Raw genomic sequence first — 19,790 nt, 5'->3', positions numbered from 1 at the left:
ATAGAAAAAGTTTCAAGGATCATAGAAATGACGGCTTTCCTGCCTATCGTGGTGACCGCTGAGGCCGCTCGGCGAATTCCATCTTCCAGCTGTAATAATCATTTTCCTCATTTTTTTCATAGCGCAGGCGGGCGGAAAACGTCTGGCCTTTTTTGCTTTTCAGCCCTTTGACGACCGCGCTTCCCTGTTTGAGAAGCTGCTTGACCATTGTTTTGGTCGGCTTCTTTTTCATCGCCGCTAAATAGCGGTCATTTTTCCAGATGACAAATTTGCAGCCGTTTTTCCAATTGCTGCAGCCGAACCCTTTTTGCCCTTCTATCACGTTGTGTCCGCATACCGGACATGGGCCGAGTACTTCATTGTTCCGCTGCTGCCTCTTCACTTCGCGCAGCAATACTTCCTGCTCCTGCTTAATCGTGTTGACGGATTTCGTCGTAAACGAATAAATAAACGAGAGGAACTGATCTTTCCCGACCTTTTGCTTTTCAATATCGCTGAGCGCCTTTTCCAGCCTGCCGGTAAATTCAAGATCAAACAGCTCCTGAACCGGGAATGTTTCAACGAGCTTTCTGCCAAGCTCCGTACATTGTAAGTTCTTTTGCTCGGCTGTAATGTAGCCGATATCCTTCAACTTCTTGATTGTTTCCGCGCGCGTTGCCGGCGTGCCAATGCTGTAGCCGCTTAAAATTGTGGCCATCAGCTCTTCGGATTTCTCTTCCTCCTGTCCTTTGCCGCATGTTTCCATCACATGAAGCAACGTTTTCTCCGTATGGGGACGCGGCGGCTTCGTCACGTGGGAATGGACCTCTTTCTCCGCCAGGCTGACCGTTTCCCCCTTTGTCACGAATGGGAGCAGCACTTCCTTCGTCGCGATCTGCTCGACCTTTTTCCATCCTTCCACAAGCTGAACCCTGCCTGTTGTATGAAACAGCCCTTTAATCAGGGCACCATTCACCTTCGTCGTCAGCTTCGTTTCTTCATGAACCGCAGGCGGCATAAATTGCATAATAAAGCGGTTTTTGATCGCCCGATAAACAAGCTCCTCATCCTTTGTCAGCCGCTTCGGCAAGAGGTAAGTCGGAATGATCGCGCTATGGCTGTCAACGCGCGCGCTATCGAAAATCCGTTTTGTCTTCTTAAAAACAACTTCATCCTCGTACGGCAACTCTTTTTTGACTAGCTCCAGCACTTTACGGGCCCGGCCCACTAAGCTGTCATCGAGCACGACACTGGCCGTCCGCGGATAGGTAATTGATTTTTTCTCATAGAGAGACTGGGCGACCTTTAATACTTTGTCGGCAGTCCAGCCTTTGTATTTGCTGGTGATATGTCCTTGCAGGTTTGAAAGGTTGAACAAATACGGCGGAAAGCTTCTTTTTTCCTCGACCTGCTTATCGACGACGATCGCTTCATCAGAGAGGGAGGCGGCGATCTGTTCAAGCTGCTCTTTCTCCTTGAATTTCTCGTTTCCTTCCTCCGCATATACGCCTTCATACTGCTCGCCGTTCTCCGTTTGGAACAAAGCGGACAACGTGTAATACCGCTCCGGCACGAACGTTTCAATCGCTTTATCACGATCATAGATCAGCTTTAACGTCGGCATCAGCACCCGGCCGATATTGAGCGGGCTTCCGCTCCCTTTTTGATATTTCAACGTCGTGACCGTCGTCAGATTAATCCCGATCACCCAGTCAGCCCACTGCCTGCTGACGCCCGCGTCCTGCAGCGGCTTCATCTCCTCGTTGGATTTGATGCCAGCGAGTCCTTTCACGACAGCATCGGGCGTCCATTCATTTAACAGGAGACGGTACACCGGCTTGGTGACATTGCTCGTCTGAATAATCGTGTCGCCGATGATCTGTCCTTCGCGGTCATAGTCGCATGCCGAAATAATCCCGTCGACATCCGGACGCGAAAACAAACTACGGATCAGCTTAAGCTGCTTTTTCGCGTTTAGATCCTCCTTGCCCTTTTTCCGCGCATCGCCTTTCACCTTGTAACGGAACCGCTCGGGAATAAAAGGAAAATGGTCGAGCTTCCATTTCGCCAGCCGTTCGTCATAATCTTTCACATCATATAATTGGAGCAGATGGCCGAACGCCCAGGTGATCACATATTGCGGCCCTTCATAATAGCCATCCTTTTTTCCTTTTATTTGTAAGGCATCCGCTATGTTTTTCGCAACGGATGGTTTTTCTGCAATAATTACTTTTTTCACGACGATCCTCCTTGCTTCCTCATCACTTTCATTATATCTTATAAGAGCATGCTTTTACGTTAAAAGATCTTGTCGTTCAACATGCTGCTATGTAACGAATCCTGTTTACGTGTGAGGATAACCTGACGAAAAAGGAGAAACAACATGGTTACTATTAAAAAAACGCCCCCCTTATCGGCGTACACGACGTTTAGCCGGGCAGAGTGGGCGAAGCTTTCCAAAGGTAAAACGGATCATCTTCTTTCCCCGCATGAGCGGATGGAGCTTGAAGGCATTTATGATACAATTTCCGCTGAAGAGGTATCTGAGATTTACCTTCCATTGTCACAGCTCCTCTATTTACATATGACCCAATCGGTTAGCCTTCACCAGCAGGTGAATACATTTTTGCAAAGCCGGACGAAAAAAGTTCCCTTTGTGATCGGTGTCGCCGGCAGCGTGTCCGTCGGCAAAAGCACAACGGCCAGGCTGATTCAGGCTCTCGCCTCGCGCTGGCCGAATCAACCGAAGGTCGAGCTTGTGACGACCGACGGCTTCCTCTATCCGAATGCCGTGCTGGAGGAAAGAGGGCTGATGAAGCGGAAGGGCTTTCCTGAAAGCTATGATATTAAGCGCTTAATTCATTTTCTTTATCAATTGAAATCTGGCTGCGCTTACATTGAAGCACCGCTTTATTCTCACTTGAGCTATGATGTGCTGGAGGATCAAGTGCAGAAAATTGAAGAGCCGGATGTCGTGATCGTCGAAGGAATCAATGTGCTGCAAGTAAATAAGAAAGACCGGCGGATGCCGCAGGTTTTCGTCTCTGATTTCTTCGACTTTTCGATCTATGTCGACGCCGAGGAAGGTGATATTCTGTCCTGGTACATTGAACGGTTTAAGCTTTTGCGCAATACGGCCTTTCAAAACCCCGAGTCGTTTTTTCACCGCTACCGTCATTTATCGGACAGGGAAGCGGTCGAGTTTGCGACAGATGTCTGGCATACGATTAACGGGATAAACCTGGAGAAAAACATTCGTCCGACGCGGCACCGTGCCGACCTGATTCTAAAAAAAGAAGCCGGCCATCGCGTCTCCGAAATCCGGCTGAAAAAGATGTAGTTTTGTCCGCAAAGGCTGACGTTCACCTTCGCGGACAAAACCGAAGCAATGAGCGAAGTCGCTGCATTTTTAAAGCCTGGAGAGAAGGAGGCCACTGAAAAACCTCTTTTTCCGTAACTCGAAGAAGAGTAATGGCTACGCTCATTACGAAAAAGCTGCCCCCGGAGGGACAGCTTTTTTTAAAAGATAAGAAAGGACGCTATGCGGTTTTCTTATTCTATTATCCTTTGAAAAGCTGAACGAACATTTTTCCGTAAGGACCGCCGTCAACGATGCCGATTCCTACTTCTGTGTAGTCCCCTTTAAGGATATTCTCACGGTGACCTTGTGAATTCATTAATGCCTGATGCGCCGCTTCAACTGTTTGATTACCAGCTAAGTTCTCTCCGGCAGTACGGTACTGGATACCGAATTGTGACATCATGTCAAATGGAGAGCCGTACGTTGGTGATTGATGACTAAAGTAGTTGTTATCAATCATGTCCTGCGCTTTCACTCTTGCTACTTTTGTTAATTCAAGGTCAGCTTTCAGTGGCGCAAGACCTTGCTGTGAGCGCTCCTGATTGACAAGGTCAAGCATTTGCTGCTCTTCCTGGCTAATACCATTCACTTGTTCCTGCTCTGGTGCCTGCGGCTTTTCTGGTGCCGGTTGCTGCTGGGCAGGAGCCGGTGCTTGTTCAGCCGGTGCTGGTGCTTGTTCTTCTGGAGCCGGCTGTGGTGCTGGCTTTTCCTCTTGTGTTGGCGCCGGCTGCTTTTCCGGTGCTGCTTCTTTTTCAGGTGCTTGTTCAGGGGCCGGCTGCTTCACCGGTGCAGGACCAGCATGCTTCTTAGCTTGCTTTTGCCAGTCAACGAGCACATCTTTTAATGTAGTATGCGCGAACTTTTCCAGCAATTGATTGATCGACTCTTTATCTATGTTTTTCAACTCATATGCTTGCACCTTTGCATAAACAGGCTGATGAGTCTTTTCAGCTGCGAATGCTTGTCCTCCAAAACCTGCTGCGATCGCTGCAGCCGCTACTGTCGTTACGAGTAATTTTTTCATAGTTGTTTCCCTCCAAAATATGTTGGTGTGTTGTGCTACAGGAACAACCGTACCATGACTTCCTGTTGAATTTCTCTGGAAAATAGTAGCTTGAAAACCAGCGGAAATTGGCTCTTTTTCACCTCTTTTCCCACGCAAAAAAACTCCCTACCCTTTGTCACTCCTGCTTCCATTGATTTTTGACCATTCGCTAATTTACGCTTTTCCCCATTGAGCAAATTTCCAATTCTCACAGACCGGCTTGATTTTTATAGATTCCTCCAAAGTTGGTTACACAACTGTAATAAAACATCGTCGCGCTTTGTCATTGCTAGTCTCAGGCCTTCACCTCCCGCCAATGGAAAATATTACGCGGTGTTCGGGCTGAAGTATTTTGATAGTTTTATAGAGATTGCTTTTCTGAAAAAGGAGGAAAACCATCAATGAAAAAAATGATCACAATTGTAGGAATAACAGCTGCCCTCTTATGTACAGGAGGTCTCGCGACCGCAGCGGCAGGCGTCCATACTGTCCAAACCGGCGACACTCTTTATAAAGTCGGTCAGACGTATGGCGTTTCGGTAGAAGCGCTTAAACAAGTAAATGGAAAAAGCAGCTCAGTTCTTTATCCAGGAGAACAGCTCACTCTTCCGGCTTCCATCAGTCAAGCCGATAAAGATTTACTCGCTCGGCTCGTGACTGCCGAGGCAAAAGGAGAACCTTATGCCGGCATGGTCGCTGTAGCGACGGTCGTTCTAAATCGGGTTGATCATCACGATTTCCCGAATACGATTCGTGGAGTGATTGAAGAAGTGACACCTACAGGCCACTATGCGTTTTCCCCGGTGAAAGATGGTAACATCAATCAGCCGGCAACCGAACAGGCGAAACGCGCTGTTAATGAAGCATTAGCCTTTCACGGTCAGGGACAAGGCTCCCTTTACTTCTATAATCCCGCAAAAGCAACAAATCACTGGAACGCGACCCGGACAGAAACCGTACGGATCGGTGACCACGTGTTTGCTAAATAAAACATACTACTATTAAGCTTGAAACAAAACTGGCTTAAAGGCTGGCAAAAGGTAAATCATATCGTGGACGATGAGGACAAATGAAAAACACAACCTCAATGAAAGACCCATAAGGTTGCGATTGTAGCGTTTCCATTTTCTGAAAGTGACGTTTCAGCTACTACGATGATACGTCTGCGCGACCCGCTCAGAAATCGTAACCAAGTTTACCTTCGCTATCACACACAGACCTCTCGAAATAAGAAAATCAGTAAGTCTTTCGTCATACGCAGAGGCTGAGACATGACATCCCTAAGAAAACACCAACGTAGCGGATGAAATAGACGAAGACTCCTGCGGGAACAGAAGCAACGGTGAGACCCACAGGGCGGGAGCCCGAGAGGCTCACCAGCTTCCCGCGGAAAGCGAAGTCTATTTCAGTAGCGGTGGATATTCCTCATGAGGTCACTTCTCCCCTTCATGTCTGTTTCAGTTTTTCCCTGACGTCGATTTTTCTCAAAAAGAAGGTTGATCTCCATGAGAAGGGGAATATAGTAAGGGTAAGCAGATTATAATGAAGGCGGTGTGTTGAATGGGACGAATTTCTCGCTCTTCCCGGCTGCAAACTGAACGTATCCACGCCAATTATGTAAATCGCATGACAAATATTGAACGCGCTACTCATATTGAAAAAGTAAATCCAATTAACGAGTCCCAGCGTCCCTTCAATCAATTTTCAGAAAATTACCTCATTTCATACGACCGTTATTATCGCAGCATTCAAGAATTAAAAAAGGAATTTAAGCGCTTCTATCATCATGAAAAAGAATTGCAGCAGGCGATTGCCCGCCTCAATGAAAATGATCAGACGCTCGCCGAACAGACAAAGACGCTTGTCGAAAAGTACAACCTGGCGTTGGAAGCACTGCGCGACTTTGATGCGCTCGCCGGCACCGACCACCTGCAATCCATCCATCATATTTACACGCTCTTTGCTGAAGATTTCCAGGCCATCGGCGTAACCGAAAATGAAGATTACTCCCTTTCTCTTCATATGGACCAATTTTTATCATTTCTGCACGATGCCGAGCATGCTGCTTCTGAATTCATGGGCCGCTTTAAATCGATGATTCTGAAGGAATATCAGACCTTTATCCGCATTAAGGCGCCAGACACCCCGGCAGACGCGTATGAAAGCCAGCCTCTTCCTGTAAAAGGCCTTTTAATTGAAGAACAATATTAGACTCTCTGCTCTTGCACAACGCTTTTTTTGGTACAATAGATAGATCAAGCGTGTGCAGAAATGAGGGGTATCATGGAAGTAATTGTTTCACATATGAATATTGACTTCGATGGATTGGCCTGTTTACTGGCTGCTCATAAGCTCCATCCTCAGGCAACCGTTGCCTTAACCGATAAACAGCAGCCGACAGTCAAATCCTACTTGGCGATTTACCGCGATCAGCTGAATTTTTCTTCATACGAGCAAATTCCCTGGACATCTGTTACGAAAATAATCCTCGTTGATGTCGGCTCCCTCGACCGAACCGGCATACCGCTTAAGGAGTTGAGGGATGACATCTCTATACTGATTTATGATCATCATTTGCAAAACGAGCCGGAAACGGGTGCTGAGTACAGCCTGATTGAAGCGGTCGGGGCGGCGATTACGCTTCTCACCGAGCAGCTGCTCAAGCGCGATCATCCGATCAATGCCTTTGAAGCAACCTTGTTCGGCTTAGGGCTCTATACGGATACCGGAAATTTTACATACCCGCAAGTTACCGCAAGAGATTTGTATATCGCTTCCGTCCTCCGGGAACAAGGTATGGACGTCAGCTTGATTGAACGCTTTGCTGAACAGGTGCTGACAACGGAGGAAAAAGCTCTATTTCAAACATTGCTGACAAACAGTGAGGAACAGCAGCGTGAAGGGTTAACGATTCTCCTGACGACTCATGAGCAGGACCATTATCAGGGCGGCCTCGCCACACTGACGAGACGGCTGATGGACATCACCGACAGCGACGCGGCGATCGCGATCGTCATGATGAAAGACCGCACGTATGTCGTCGCCCGTGCTTCATCAAGCCGGATTGATTTCAACCCGCTCATGCAGGCACTCGGCGGCGGCGGGCATGCCCAGGCAGCATCGGCGACGTTCAAGCACAAGTCGTTGACGGAAATCGTGCCAAAGGTTATGGAGCTTGTGCCTTTGATTTTGAAACAAGCGGTCACCGCCTCATCCATTATGGCAAGTCCCGTTAAATCGGTCGTGCCAACGGACAAAATTGAAGCTGTTCTTGAGCGAATGTTTCAATACGGTCATACCGGCTTCCCTGTTGTCGATGAAAACGGGCAGCTCGTTGGTGTCATTTCCCGTCGGGATGTCGATAAAGCGACTCATCACGGGCTTGGGCACGCTCCGGTGAAAGCCTATATGTCGAGCCGGCCGGTCATCTTGCCGCCTGAAGCGACGATAGAAGAAATTCAGGCGACGATGATGCAGCATAATATCGGCCGCATTCCGATTGTCGAAAACGGCGCTTTAGTCGGGATTGTTTCACGCACTGATGTGATTGAGCAGCTTCACCAGCAATCTTCGGCAGTGGAGCTTACAGCAAAAGATTCTTTATTGCCGCATATGAAGGCATCCTTGCCCGCCTCTACGCTTACTTTATTGAAACAAATTGGGGAAATTGCTGATGAGCTTGACCTCCCTGTCTATTTAATTGGCGGAATCGTCCGTGATTTATTGTTGAAGCGGCAAAACGAAGACATCGATCTCGTCGTCGAAGGGGACGGGATCGCCTTTGCCGAAGCCATCGCGGCAAAGCTCGGCGGAAGCATCAAAACTCATGATACATTCGGGACGGCAACGTGGACGACTCCGGCTGATGAAAAAATCGACATCGTCACATGCCGGACGGAATATTATGAGGCACCAGGTCTTTTACCGGTCGTTCGCGCATCCAATTTACGCGAGGATCTCCGCAGGCGCGATTTTACGATTAACGCACTTGCGGTCAAAATCAACAAAGAAAACTTCGGTCAAATTCTTGACTTTTTCCAGGGACAAAACGATCTCAAGCAGCGGAAAATTCGGATTCTGCATACGCTCAGCTTCGTGGAAGACCCGACGCGGATTTTGCGCGCGGTCCGGTTCGCCCTTCGGTTCGGCTATCAATTCGATGAGCAGACTGAACGTCTCGCGAAAAACGCCGCGCCGATGCTTACGCAAATTAGTGCGTCCCGATTTTTACGCGAGCTGGAACTTCTTCACGAAGAGCAGCATCTCCTCTCCGGCGCGAAGTGGCTCGACCGGCTCGGCGTCTGGGAAGCGCTGTTCGCCTATCAGCCGACAGCGAACGACTGGAAGCAGCTTAGCGAAGTCGGCGAACAGCTGGAAGCAGAAATGGAACCATTTCTTGCTTTATTCGTACTTTTCCATCAAGCAGACAACTTCGAGCAGAAGCTGCAGCGTTATGCGCTGACGATTGCCGATATGAAGCTGCTGGGCGAATGGACACATCTTCACTCCTTCGACACCCGGGAAAAGCCTTTGCGCGAGCTGCACGGAGAGCTGTCTCATTTTTCCGATCTTGCTTTACAATTGTCTGCGTTGCTCGATAACAAGCCTTTTCTGCTTGATTATGTAAAAAAACGCCAGAAAATCACCCTCCTGCTCAATGGACATGACTTAAGGAAACAGGGGATTAAGCCCGGGCCGGTTTACTCTTCCTTGCTTCAACAGCTTTTCGGCTTGCAGCTTGACAATGCGATCCGCACCCGCCAGGAGGCGCTGGAATGGCTGAAGCAGGCCGCTCATAAGGCTGAATAGCCGCTTCATCATGGTTGGGACAGAACCAGCTTTGAGCGATTGGCAATGGCAACATTTTGCACAAACCGGCAGCTGCATTTCTTTTCCTACTTATGAAGATAACCGTTTTATCATATGATAAGAATGAGCTTTTTATTTTGGCAGCACTTCTTCCCATTCACAAGACGTTCATGATATCATCGCATTAAAATGACTTTTTTTCACAAAACTTGTCGATGTTTCTGTTATAATGAAACGTGGTAGGTGTAAGGGGGGTACGATGTGGATACTAGGATGAAACGAAGGCAGGCAGCGAGAAAAAAGCCAAAACGAAAACACAAGCTTCTCACGATGTTTGTGCTCATATTCTCCTGCCTCTTTCTTGTGACAACAGCCTATGCAGTGATGCAATTTCAAGCTGGTAAAAATGAAGCACAAGATAACTTAACAGAAAATGAAATGATTGGAACGGACGAGCTCGATGATGAGGTTGTCGAAGTCAAGGAGCCTGAAAATGATGAACCGATCAATGTTCTGTTAATTGGCATTGATACATCGGAACAGGAGCCTGCCCGAACGGACACGATTATGATCGGTCAATACGATGCCAAAAATGGTGACGCGAGGCTTGCTTCGATTATGCGTGACACCTATGTTGAAATTCCCGGGCATATGAATAACAAGATCAATTATGCTTTCGCCGCCGGCGGAGCCGATCTGTTGCGCGAAACGATTGAACAGAATTTTGATCTTGATATTCATTATTATGCGATGGTCAACTTTAATGGCTTTGTCAATGTCGTTGATACTGTGGCACCGGACGGAATTGAAGTAAATGTCGAGCGCCGGATGTATTACCGTGATTCAGCGGCTGATATGACAATTGATTTTCAGCCCGGTGTGCAGACATTGAGCGGGGAGGATATTTTAAAGTATGTCCGTTTCCGCAAAGACAGTGAAAATGATTTTGGCCGGGTCGAACGGCAGCAGCAAGTACTGGCATTATTAAAGGATGAACTTTTATCCTTTTCAGGTTTGACACGCATTCCGCGTTTAATTGGGTCGGTTGAACCGTATCTCGAAACGAATATCGGCCTTTCTCAAATGCTAAGCATTGGCCGCGATTTTGCGCTCAATCCAATTAATGACTTTGAAACGCTGCGAATTCCATTGGATAACAGCTACCACGATGAATATTATTCACATGCCGGAGCTGTATTGGAAATCGACAAAACAAGAAACGTTCAGGCTATTACCGACTTCTTTTCCGGTAAAAAGGTGCTCGCCAATGACACCGAAGCAGAAGACAACGAGCAAGAATCCTAACAAAAAGATAAACGCGGGGGCATAAGGAGAACATCACCTTATGCCCCTTTTTGTGGCTTTTGTGCCCAGATGGAGTGTTTTTGATAGCTTCGAAAATTCACAAACGCAAGATGCAGCGACCTTACGCCGTACGCAAGAGATGAACAAACAAACGGGGGTGTCCCAAAAGGTCGTTTCACCTTTTGGGACACCCCCGAAGCGGCTTATAAGCTTATTCGTATTTCTTAAAAATCAGCGTTGCGTTATGTCCGCCGAAACCAAGAGAGTTGCTCAAGACCGCGCGCAACTCTGCACGTCGCGCTTCATTTGGCACATAGTCAAGATCACAATCCGGATCAGGGTTCACATAGTTGATTGTCGGCGGAATGATTCCTTCCTGCAGCGCCTTAACCGAGAAAATCGCCTCAACCGCGCCCGCAGCACCTAAAAGATGCCCGGTCATTGACTTCGTTGAGCTCACCGCCAGCTGATGGGCGTGCTCTCCGAAAACCGTTTTCAATGCCATCGTTTCAAACTTGTCATTATAGGGCGTGCTTGTCCCATGGGCATTGACATAATCGATATCCGTCGGTTCAAGGCCGGCGTCGGCAATCGCCTGACTCATCGCCCGCGCGCCACCTTCTCCTTCCGGTGCAGGAGCCGTCACATGATAGGCATCGCCGGTTGCTCCATAGCCGATGATTTCAGCGTAAATCGTCGCCCCGCGCTTCTCAGCCGATTCAAGCGACTCAAGAATCAGAATTCCCGCTCCCTCTCCCATGACGAAGCCGTCACGATCAGCATCGAACGGTCTTGAAGCTGTTGCCGGATCTTCATTCGTCGAAATCGCTTTTGCCGAGCTGAAGCCCGCAACAGCCATGTTCGTAATCGGCGCCTCTGATCCGCCGGTAATCATCACATCAGCATCACCGCGCTGGATCACTTTAAACGCATCTCCGATTGAATTTGTGCCTGAAGCGCATGCCGTTACCGAGCAGGAGTTAATCCCTTTTGCTCCTGTCGTAATCGACACTTGGCCGGAAGCCATATCCGGAATCATCATCGGCACAAAAAACGGGCTAACCCGGCGGTGTCCTTTTTCTAAAAACTGCCGGAAATTTTGCTCATATGTTTCCATTCCACCGATCCCGGAACCAATCCAAACACCGACACGCGGGGCAATCTCTTCCGTAATTTCGAGGTTCGCATCTTTTAACGCCATTAACGATGCCGCAACGGCGAATTGGGTGAAGCGATCCATCTTCCGCGCTTCTTTTTTATCGATAAAGGCTCCTGGATCAAACTCATTGATTTCCGCCGCCACTTTCATCGGAAATTCCTCAGCATTGACACGCGTCAGCAGGCCAATCCCTGATTGTCCCTCAACAGCACGCTTCCACGTCGTTGCAGCGTCTAACCCTAATGGTGTTACCGCGCCAACGCCGGTGATCACGACACGTCTTTTTTCCATGTCTTTCCTCTCCTTTGCTACAATTGATCTTTCAGCTTGTTACTTCCCCCATCGCAAGGCTACTGAGCCCCAGACGAGTCCAGCTCCAAAGCCAACGAGGACAACAATATCTCCATCCTTTATTTTACCATTTTTTAATTCATCGACCAATGTCATCGGAATCGAAGCTGATGATGTGTTCCCATATTTATGGACCGTTTTCGCCATTTTTTCCTGAGGCAGCTCCAACCGTTCCCGCGCCGCTTCCATAATGCGGATATTGGCTTGATGGGGGACGAGGAAGTCACAATCCTCTTTCGTCAATCCCGCCTTTTCCAGAACTCGTAAGGAAGACTCGCCCATTTGACGAACAGCAAACTTAAAGACCTCTCTCCCGTTCATCTCTAAATATTTGTCCCGCTGATTAATATGCATCGCCCCGGCCCCATCGGCTCCAAGTTCAAAGGCCAAAATTCCTTTTCCTTCAGATACAGGACCAAGCACAGCCGCGCCGGCGCCATCGCCGAATAAAACAGCGGTATTACGGTCGGAAAAATCAGTGATTTTCGAAAGCTTCTCCACTCCGACGACCAAGATATGGCGGTAAGCTCCGGTCTGGATGAACTGCTGCCCCGTGGCAAGGCCATAAATAAAGCCGGCACACGCCGCGCTAATATCCATAGCGGCCGCTTTTTTAGCACCGAGTCTTTCCTGAATTAACGTCGAAACGGTCGGAAACGGCATATCCGGTGTAACCGTCGCGACTAAAATCAAATCAATATCCTCCGCCGCTATCTCCGCCTGTTCCAGCGCATCCTTTGCAGCGAGATAAGCCATATCGGACGTTTCAATATGATCAGGAGCAAAACGACGCTCTTCAATTCCAGTGCGGGTGCGAATCCATTCATCAGACGTGTCAAGCTTCTGTTCAAAATCAGCATTTGTTACTACTTGCTCTCCCACATAACTGCCAATGCCTAAAATTCCTGCATGTCTCATCTTTCGTTCCCCTTTCGCGGTCGATCGCACGATTCTTTTTGGGTTATTATTAGTACCTGCTACTAATTCTATCCTATGTTGACTCTCCTGTCTATATGAACCTCTTTTGAATTAGGCGATCGGATTCACACGCAGATTCGTCCTCTTCCATACACTAAAATGAGAGAAGAAAGGAGGAACAACTATGGCTGAACAGCAAAAGCCGCGGCGTGATTTTTTCGATGAATTTATGTTTGGACGTCCTATTTCCGAACCGCAGGCAGACAATCAACAACCAGAGCCACAGGCGGAAGAACAGGAAAACACAGAGCCGGCGACGCCGCCGACTCAATTAGAGCAGGTGCTGACGCTTGTCCAGACGTTAGGCCCGACAATCGACAAGCTGGCCCCGCTTATCGGCGCCGCTCACACGTTTTTTACGAAGCAGAAGAAGGAAGAGCCTTCTTCCAAAAAGCCGTCCGGAAAACAGGCGAAAAAGCAGGAATAAGCAGCTTAAACCAAGGCAGGCTACTAAAATGAAACCGAGACTTTTTCAGCAGCATTCTATGTAAAACGAGGTGTCCCTAAAAAGGCGTTAGCCGATTGAGACACCTCTTTTCCTTATTATGCTCATCTATAGTAAGGATAGACCGGACCGTACTGAGGACCATAGCTGGGACCGTAACCCGGACCATAGTTCGGGCCATAACCAGGTCCGTAGCTTGGGCCATAATTCGGACCGTAATTTGGACCGTAATTTGGACCGTAAAAGACATTTGGCCGACCATAGCCATAGCCCCCGAAAAGAAATGGACTGACCGCGAGTCCCGCTATAAAGGGAAGCACAGGAAAAAAACGTTGATCCTGTTGCTCATACCCGGCGTTTCTCATCATCGGTTGATAAGGGAGATAGCTCATGCTTCACCGCTCCTTCCGCTAGGTTCTCTTTATCCTATGAACGAGCAGAAAGAATGGAGCCTGTCGTTATTTTTCTTTCTTTTGCAGCTCTTCCATCATATCAACAAAAAATCCGTCCAGCTGACTTTTCAGCTGCTCGTCTTCCTCGCTTTTCGGCGACATGCCTTTTACCTCTTCATACGTTTGCAAAAACCCTTCAAGATCCCCAGTGCGGATTTGAGCGATACTGTACGATACAAACAGTCGTATATGAGGCGCCTCGCTTTGTCTCATTAATTCGATAAACGGGCGTAGCTTTTGAATCGCTTCTTTGTCCTTCTTCTCCTTGACCAGCTGATAGCCTTGTTTCATTTCTTCAGCAAACGCTTTAAGTCTCGCCGTCTTGTCCATCTTATTTCCTCCTTGCGCTCATAAATTTAAACAGAAGAAAAGCCCGGATCAGGTGCTTCCCCCTGTCGAGCTTTTCTTTCATGTACAGCTTTTCTTACTCTTTCTCCAACGCAGAATGCTCCTTGCCCAGCTCATATGCTTCGGACATGACATTTAACAGCAGCTCAAGCATCGGCTGTAAATCTTCCATATTTAATTCGATTCCTTTTTCATCGAGAAACTTCTTTCCTTCAGGCAGGTGCTTCATTGCAATTTGCATAAATTTCATATTCATTTCCGGAAGATTCATACATTATCCACCTCTTAAGATCATTCTCTCATCTACGATACTATGATGAGCAGGTGAACGCAAGTAGTTAGGTTAAGGGCGATTCCGGCAAGTCTCCCGTTTCAATATACGTCTTGACTGCCTCTTCAAGCTCCAGCTTTATTTCTTCCGGTACAATTGGACTAAAACGGCCAAGTGTAATGACTCCATCTTGAAAATCATAGCTCTTGTTCCCTGCCGGCAGTTCATCTTTTTCATATTGGTCAGCGACCAGTTCATACAGCACATCGACATGCTGTACCGTGCTTGTTAACACAGTTGATTCACCCAAATCAGATTGGTCGCCGACAAAGCCGATCGCATACAGCCCTTGATTCTTCGCTTCCTCAATCACCGCCACATGGTAGCCATCGCCGGCCGGATAGAACACATCGACATCTTTCTGTTGCATCTCTTTAAAATAAGTCAAAGCGCGCTCTTCATTTGTCCAGCTTTCGACAAATTCAACCTCCACCTCGATTGCCCCGTTTTCTACCTTTGCCCCTTCCTGGAAGCCTTTGACCTCCGGCTGCCATGGAAAGGCGGCGATAATACCGACCACCCCGGTTTCCGACATCGATGCGGCCATCATCCCGGCAAAATAACCCATCGCATAGCTGTCGAATTGTAGGCTCGTGACATTCTCACCTTCTACATCCCCGTTAAAGCTGACAAAATGGATGTCTGGATAATCCTCGCCAAGCTCGGAGAAAAATTCAGCAAAAATCCTGCCATGTCCGAACACCAATTGAACATCATTGGCAGCAAATTCCGCCACGGCATTTTTTACTTTTTCGAGCGTATTCATATCCTCTTTAAACACAACTTCACTCTTTCGGTTAGTATGAATATTTAAAAGTCCCTGATATCCTTTGCTGTTCCATCCCTGGTCGTCAATCGTGTTTTCGAGCAGCAGTCCGATTTTCGCCGGTGAAGATGAAGAAATCGGATTGCTGCAGCCTGCCAGCAGAATGATCAGCAAAGTGACTTGCAAAATCTGTGGAATTCTCATGTTGACACGCTCCCTATTGATTTGCCCTTTTCTATTATAATGGATGAATGAAATGATTTCCTGTTAGTAATTGGAAGGCTTCCTTTTTAGCGCTTTCCTACTCTATCGAATTGATCACCTTCTTTCGTCCTAGTTATTCGTTATTCTATGACGATACCCTTTTTGTTTTATCCTTTCTTGGACAGATGTAATCTGATTGTAATGTTTTTTGGCGCAAAGATGAAACATTGAGCGAAGGCTGGTATAATGGATAAGACTATTTGAACGAGAAACGAGGAACATATTTATGACGTACACGGAAGCTGTGCAATCACGGCGGACCTTTGCGATTATTTCGCATCCCGATGCCGGAAAAACGACTTTAACGGAAAAACTGCTGCTGTTTGGTGGAGCAATACGCGAGGCTGGATCCGTTAAAGGGAAGAAAACAGCCAAACATGCGATGAGTGACTGGATGGATATTGAAAAGCAGCGGGGAATTTCCGTGACAAGCTCTGTCCTTGAATTTCAATATGACGGCTATCACGTCAATATTCTTGATACACCGGGGCATGAAGATTTCAGTGAAGATACGTACCGGACGCTAACAGCGGCTGACTCGGCGACGATGCTGATCGATGCGGCCAAAGGCGTCGAGGCGCAGACGAAGAAGCTCTTTAAAGTATGTAAAATGCGGGGCATACCGATTTTTACGTTTATGAACAAGCTCGACCGCCAGGGACGCGACCCTTTTGAGCTGATGGAAGAGCTTGAGAACCTGCTTGGCATCCGCTCGTATCCGATGGGCTGGCCAATCGGCATGGGACAGTCCTTCTCAGGTGTTTATGACCGTCATGAGAAGCGGCTGGAACTGTATAATCCGGAAAACCCGAAAGAAATTGATGTCATTCAATTGGAAGGACCGGATGATCCGAAGCTTGATGAAGCGATTAACGACCCCGAGCTCGTTGCGCAGTTTCGCGAGGAGCTGGAGCTGCTTGATGTCGCCGGAGATGAGTTCGACCTTGAGCTTGTTGCCAAAGGAGAACTGACGCCGATTTTCTTCGGCAGCGCAATTTCCAGCTTTGGCGTGCAAACATTCCTTGAGCACTTCTTAAAGCTTTCGCCGGCACCGACGCCAAGAGAAAGCTCGAAAGGCTTGATCGAGCCGTTAACCTATAAAGAGTTTTCCGGATTTATTTTCAAAATCCAGGCCAACATGAATCCTGCTCACCGCGACCGGATTGCTTTCTTGCGGATCACGTCCGGCAAATTTGAACGCGGGATGGCGGTCAAGCATGTCCGCATCGGAAAAAACATCAAGCTCTCGCAGCCGACGCAATTTCTGGCGCAAAACCGCAGCATCATCGACGAGGCTTACGCCGGCGATATTATCGGTCTCTTTGATCCGGGCAACTTCCGGATTGGCGATACGCTCGTTGAAGGAGACAGCTTTGAATTTGCGGAGATGCCTCATTTCTCGCCTGAATTCTTCAGTGCGATCACAGTTAAGGAAGCATTAAAGCATAAATCCTTTGAAAAAGGGCTGCACCAATTAACGGAGGAAGGCGCCATTCAGCTGTTTAAAACGTTTAACCGCTTCAATGAGCAGCAAATTGTCGGCGTAGTCGGAGTCCTGCAGTTTGAAGTGCTTGAGCATCGGCTGAAGCATGAATATCACGTTGACATTCAGCTTGAACGGCTGCCGTTTTCATTGGCGCGCTGGGCAGACGGCCCGCCGGAAGCGCTGGAAGCCTTTAAAAAAGCCCAGCGTAATCTCGTAACCGACCGCGATGGCCGGATTGTCGTGCTGTTTGAAAATGATTTCCAAATGCGCACAGCAACGGAGAAGTATCCTGATATTACATTTTACGAGAATTCTTTCTTCCGTTCCACGATCTAAAAAAAACGCCTGTGGCGTTTTTTTGAAGCACTGTGCAGAGCCGTTACAACGGTCTTTGTTCACCATGAAAGTGAGGTTCTTTCATGGTGAACGTAACGTGCGGAGCCAGTGCTCTTCCTCGATGCTTCCTACACTTCCTCCTGAGAATGTTTTTACGAATCAACCAAAAAAACGTGAAGGGACTGGGACAGAGGTTATTTTTTACCTTTTGCCCCAGTCCCTACCTGATTTTGGCTCGCCCTCACTTGCCTATTCGGAAATCTTCCTCCCCGCTCGCTTGCGGCTGCGCTGATAAAGGATTTCCGCCAGCGCCCCTAAGCCGATCGCGCCAATTACACTGATCCCCTCCGGCAAACCGAACATTCGTCGCAAGAGCAAAAAGGAAATCACTGTCACGAATGCAAAGATGACGATTCCGATAAAGGCCCGTTTCATATCCACCTATTCACGCCCTTTTTGCAGTTGCTGCTGTTTTAGCCATTGTGTCATATGTTCCCGCTGCTTGGCAAGCCCTTCCTGCAAGGATACTTTCGCCTCGAAGCCAAGCATGTCTTTACTTTTCTCAGCCGATAATGACGTCTCAAACCGCGGCGAGACCGTCAACGGATGATCGGGCGCCACATGTTCGACTCCGCGCACCCACTGGTTGGCTTTTCCCGACGACAGCTGATACACCTCGTTCACATGCTTCGTTTTCCCGGCGAGCATAAAAGCGTCCACGACATCATCGACATACAGCACATCGAGCGTTGAACGATCCGACTCTACCTCCTCCTTGCCGGAAAGCAGCTGGTAATACGTCATATCAGCGCGCTGCCACGGCCCATAGACCGTCGGCAACCGTAAAATGACATACGGAAGGCCGCGCTGCTCGGCATATTTGCGAATGACATTCTCCCCGGTTAACTTCGTAATTCCATAGGGCGAAGTGGGATTGGCAGGCGTCCGTTCGGTAATCACGCCAGGACGCTCGCCATACACATCGACGGTCGAAGCGTAAATAAAGCGCGCTTCTGGCGGACATGCCTGCACGAGGGTCCGGGTCAAATTAACATTGTTTTCAATCGACTCGGCGAGTGGCGGCCATGTATGATCGGCTGACGTATCGGCGGCAAGATGATAAAGCGCGTCGATCCCGGTCAGAAGTTTTTCCAGGTCGGCATTCTCTGCTTTTTCCTTGATGATCGTCAGCAAAGCATTCCGTCCAAGTCGCAATTCCATTTCTTCCTGTTTTTCTTTTTCAGCTTCATTCATTTGATCGATCGCAATCACTTCCACTCCATTGAGAAGCAGCCGCTCACAAAGATGAAAGCCAATAAAACCAAAGCCTCCTGTGACAACAACTTTCTTCATTCTTCCCCTCCTTTTTCAACTACCGAACCCAGCCAAAAGGTTCACTCCCAGCACCGCGCTACAACACCTCTTCATACTTTTGGTAAAAAGGAAAGGCGGATTGCGCCTCCTTGTAAAAGGAACGTTCATTGCTATGAATCCGTAAATTAATCAGGCATCCGTCAGCCGCTAACTGCTTTTGCAGAGCGCGGCTATGGGCGTGAAGAGGAAAACGTTTTTCCTGAACATGACAATGAATCGAGAGAGGCGGACATTGCCCGCATGTCAGTGCAGGAACTTGATTTCGCACCCAATCCTCCTGAATATCACGTTCCGATTTCAGATCATAGGCCAGCTCCAGCTCTTTGACAAAGCGCTTATAATACAGCTTATTCTCCCTCTCCTGTTCATAGTACGAGCTAAGCGAGAGGCAAGGGTTGATTAAATAACAGGAACGAATTTGCTCTGAATGCGTATGGATCCACCTCAAAGCAAGTAACCCGCCGGCTCCTTCCGCAAAGAGGTGAATTTTTTTATTAAGAATTTCTCGTTTTAAAATGAAATGGTACAGATGCTCAAGCAGTTCAAACGCTTTAGGGCTTCCCCAATGCTTATCATAAAGAGAAGAAGCAAAAACCGTATATCCCCGCTTCAGGAGATCCTGAATAAATTGTTCCTTCTCAGGATGATGGAGCCATTCACTGGAATTACTCGTCACCGTCATCCCATTATCGCCAATCAGGCAAACGGCGAAACCACTCGGCTGCTCTGGAAGATAGAGAACGTTCCATTGGTCCCCAATGCGAAAATACCGTACATGCTTCATTGGTTTACGTCTCTCCCCATTTTCGAAGTTCCTATAATTCATGTATTCTTATTACGTTATGCATCCTTCGCTCATTTTGAACCATTTTTCTGTTTTTGACACCCTTAAATTACCGAAAGTTGACGGTATTGCCTGTCCAGAATTAGTCGATTATAATGTCCGTATATAATTCGAAACATTTCGACATTTATAATTCTGGGGAAAGGAAAAAGACATC

Annotated in this window: 18 protein-coding genes; 7 read left to right on the top strand and 11 right to left on the bottom strand. The window is 47.9% G+C overall.

Annotated features, from left to right (window positions below):
- Window positions 1–43: 43 nt before the first annotated feature.
- Window positions 44–2,218 carry a type IA DNA topoisomerase gene (locus M3202_RS19510; RefSeq protein ID WP_251224905.1) on the bottom strand — a complete coding sequence of 725 codons (2,175 nt, stop codon included), beginning with the start codon at window positions 2,216–2,218 and terminating at the stop codon, window positions 44–46.
- Window positions 2,219–2,362: 144 nt separating this feature from the next.
- Between M3202_RS19510 and coaA the strand changes: the two genes are divergently transcribed.
- Complete coding sequence (coaA, locus tag M3202_RS19505) at window positions 2,363–3,319, top strand: type I pantothenate kinase (protein WP_251224904.1); 957 nt, start codon at window positions 2,363–2,365, stop codon at window positions 3,317–3,319.
- Between the two features lie 220 nt (window positions 3,320–3,539).
- On the opposite strand, the gene M3202_RS19500 is transcribed toward coaA, so the two are convergent.
- Entirely contained in the window at window positions 3,540–4,364 is an 825-nt protein-coding gene (locus M3202_RS19500; RefSeq protein WP_251224903.1) for a CAP domain-containing protein, read from the bottom strand.
- Between the two features lie 422 nt (window positions 4,365–4,786).
- Here M3202_RS19500 and M3202_RS19495 point away from each other — a divergent pair, with 422 nt between their 5' ends.
- From M3202_RS19495 to M3202_RS19480, 4 genes are all read left to right on the top strand, one after another.
- The gene (locus M3202_RS19495) at window positions 4,787–5,374 is read left to right on the top strand and encodes a cell wall hydrolase (protein ID WP_251224902.1); all 588 of its coding nucleotides are present in this window, start codon (window positions 4,787–4,789) and stop codon (window positions 5,372–5,374) included.
- Between the two features lie 571 nt (window positions 5,375–5,945).
- The gene (locus M3202_RS19490; protein WP_251224901.1) at window positions 5,946–6,596 is read left to right on the top strand and encodes a hypothetical protein; all 651 of its coding nucleotides are present in this window, start codon (window positions 5,946–5,948) and stop codon (window positions 6,594–6,596) included.
- A gap of 72 nt (window positions 6,597–6,668) precedes the next feature.
- The gene (locus M3202_RS19485; protein ID WP_251224900.1) at window positions 6,669–9,194 is read left to right on the top strand and encodes a CBS domain-containing protein; all 2,526 of its coding nucleotides are present in this window, start codon (window positions 6,669–6,671) and stop codon (window positions 9,192–9,194) included.
- A gap of 261 nt (window positions 9,195–9,455) precedes the next feature.
- Entirely contained in the window at window positions 9,456–10,499 is a 1,044-nt protein-coding gene (locus M3202_RS19480) for an LCP family protein (RefSeq protein WP_251224899.1), read from the top strand.
- Window positions 10,500–10,710: 211 nt separating this feature from the next.
- On the opposite strand, the gene fabF is transcribed toward M3202_RS19480, so the two are convergent.
- Both fabF and M3202_RS19470 read right to left on the bottom strand, forming a co-directional pair.
- On the bottom strand, window positions 10,711–11,949 hold the full coding sequence (gene fabF / locus M3202_RS19475) for a beta-ketoacyl-ACP synthase II (RefSeq protein WP_251224898.1): 1,239 nt from the start codon (window positions 11,947–11,949) through the stop codon (window positions 10,711–10,713).
- A 39-nt stretch (window positions 11,950–11,988) separates the two neighbouring features.
- A complete protein-coding gene (locus M3202_RS19470; protein WP_251224897.1) occupies window positions 11,989–12,927 on the bottom strand; it encodes a beta-ketoacyl-ACP synthase III in 939 nt (312 codons plus the stop codon).
- Between the two features lie 184 nt (window positions 12,928–13,111).
- On the opposite strand from M3202_RS19470, the gene M3202_RS19465 reads away from it, so the two are divergent.
- Window positions 13,112–13,414, top strand: coding sequence for a hypothetical protein (locus M3202_RS19465; protein ID WP_251224896.1), 303 nt, complete (start codon window positions 13,112–13,114; stop codon window positions 13,412–13,414).
- A 122-nt stretch (window positions 13,415–13,536) separates the two neighbouring features.
- Here M3202_RS19465 and M3202_RS19460 read toward each other — a convergent pair whose 3' ends face one another.
- The 4 genes from M3202_RS19460 to M3202_RS19445 all read right to left on the bottom strand — a co-directional run bounded on the left by M3202_RS19460 (window position 13,537) and on the right by M3202_RS19445 (window position 15,533).
- Window positions 13,537–13,824 carry a penicillin-binding protein gene (locus M3202_RS19460; protein ID WP_251224895.1) on the bottom strand — a complete coding sequence of 96 codons (288 nt, stop codon included), beginning with the start codon at window positions 13,822–13,824 and terminating at the stop codon, window positions 13,537–13,539.
- Between the two features lie 66 nt (window positions 13,825–13,890).
- Window positions 13,891–14,214, bottom strand: a complete 324-nt coding sequence (locus M3202_RS19455) for a hypothetical protein (RefSeq protein ID WP_251224894.1) — start codon at window positions 14,212–14,214, stop codon at window positions 13,891–13,893.
- Window positions 14,215–14,308: 94 nt separating this feature from the next.
- Window positions 14,309–14,503 carry a ComZ family protein gene (locus M3202_RS19450; RefSeq protein WP_251224893.1) on the bottom strand — a complete coding sequence of 65 codons (195 nt, stop codon included), beginning with the start codon at window positions 14,501–14,503 and terminating at the stop codon, window positions 14,309–14,311.
- A gap of 67 nt (window positions 14,504–14,570) precedes the next feature.
- Complete coding sequence (locus tag M3202_RS19445; RefSeq protein ID WP_251224892.1) at window positions 14,571–15,533, bottom strand: BMP family ABC transporter substrate-binding protein; 963 nt, start codon at window positions 15,531–15,533, stop codon at window positions 14,571–14,573.
- Window positions 15,534–15,819: 286 nt separating this feature from the next.
- On the opposite strand from M3202_RS19445, the gene M3202_RS19440 reads away from it, so the two are divergent.
- A complete protein-coding gene (locus tag M3202_RS19440; RefSeq protein WP_251224891.1) occupies window positions 15,820–17,415 on the top strand; it encodes a peptide chain release factor 3 in 1,596 nt (531 codons plus the stop codon).
- A 249-nt stretch (window positions 17,416–17,664) separates the two neighbouring features.
- On the opposite strand, the gene M3202_RS19435 is transcribed toward M3202_RS19440, so the two are convergent.
- Genes M3202_RS19435 through M3202_RS19425 form a run of 3 tightly spaced genes read right to left on the bottom strand, consistent with a single transcriptional unit; the run spans window position 17,665 to window position 19,573 of the window.
- Complete coding sequence (locus M3202_RS19435) at window positions 17,665–17,856, bottom strand: hypothetical protein (protein WP_251224890.1); 192 nt, start codon at window positions 17,854–17,856, stop codon at window positions 17,665–17,667.
- The gene (locus M3202_RS19430) at window positions 17,857–18,768 is read right to left on the bottom strand and encodes an NAD-dependent epimerase/dehydratase family protein (RefSeq protein WP_251224889.1); all 912 of its coding nucleotides are present in this window, start codon (window positions 18,766–18,768) and stop codon (window positions 17,857–17,859) included.
- Window positions 18,769–18,826: 58 nt separating this feature from the next.
- Window positions 18,827–19,573, bottom strand: a complete 747-nt coding sequence (locus tag M3202_RS19425; protein WP_251224888.1) for an alpha/beta fold hydrolase — start codon at window positions 19,571–19,573, stop codon at window positions 18,827–18,829.
- Window positions 19,574–19,790: the final 217 nt, after the last annotated feature.

The sequence above is a fragment of the Halalkalibacter oceani genome, from assembly GCF_023715605.1.
Lineage (GTDB): Bacteria > Bacillota > Bacilli > Bacillales > Bacillaceae_D > Halalkalibacter > Halalkalibacter oceani.
The sequence above is the reverse complement of the archived record's forward strand: the minus strand, read 5'-3'. Positions and strand labels throughout refer to the sequence as shown.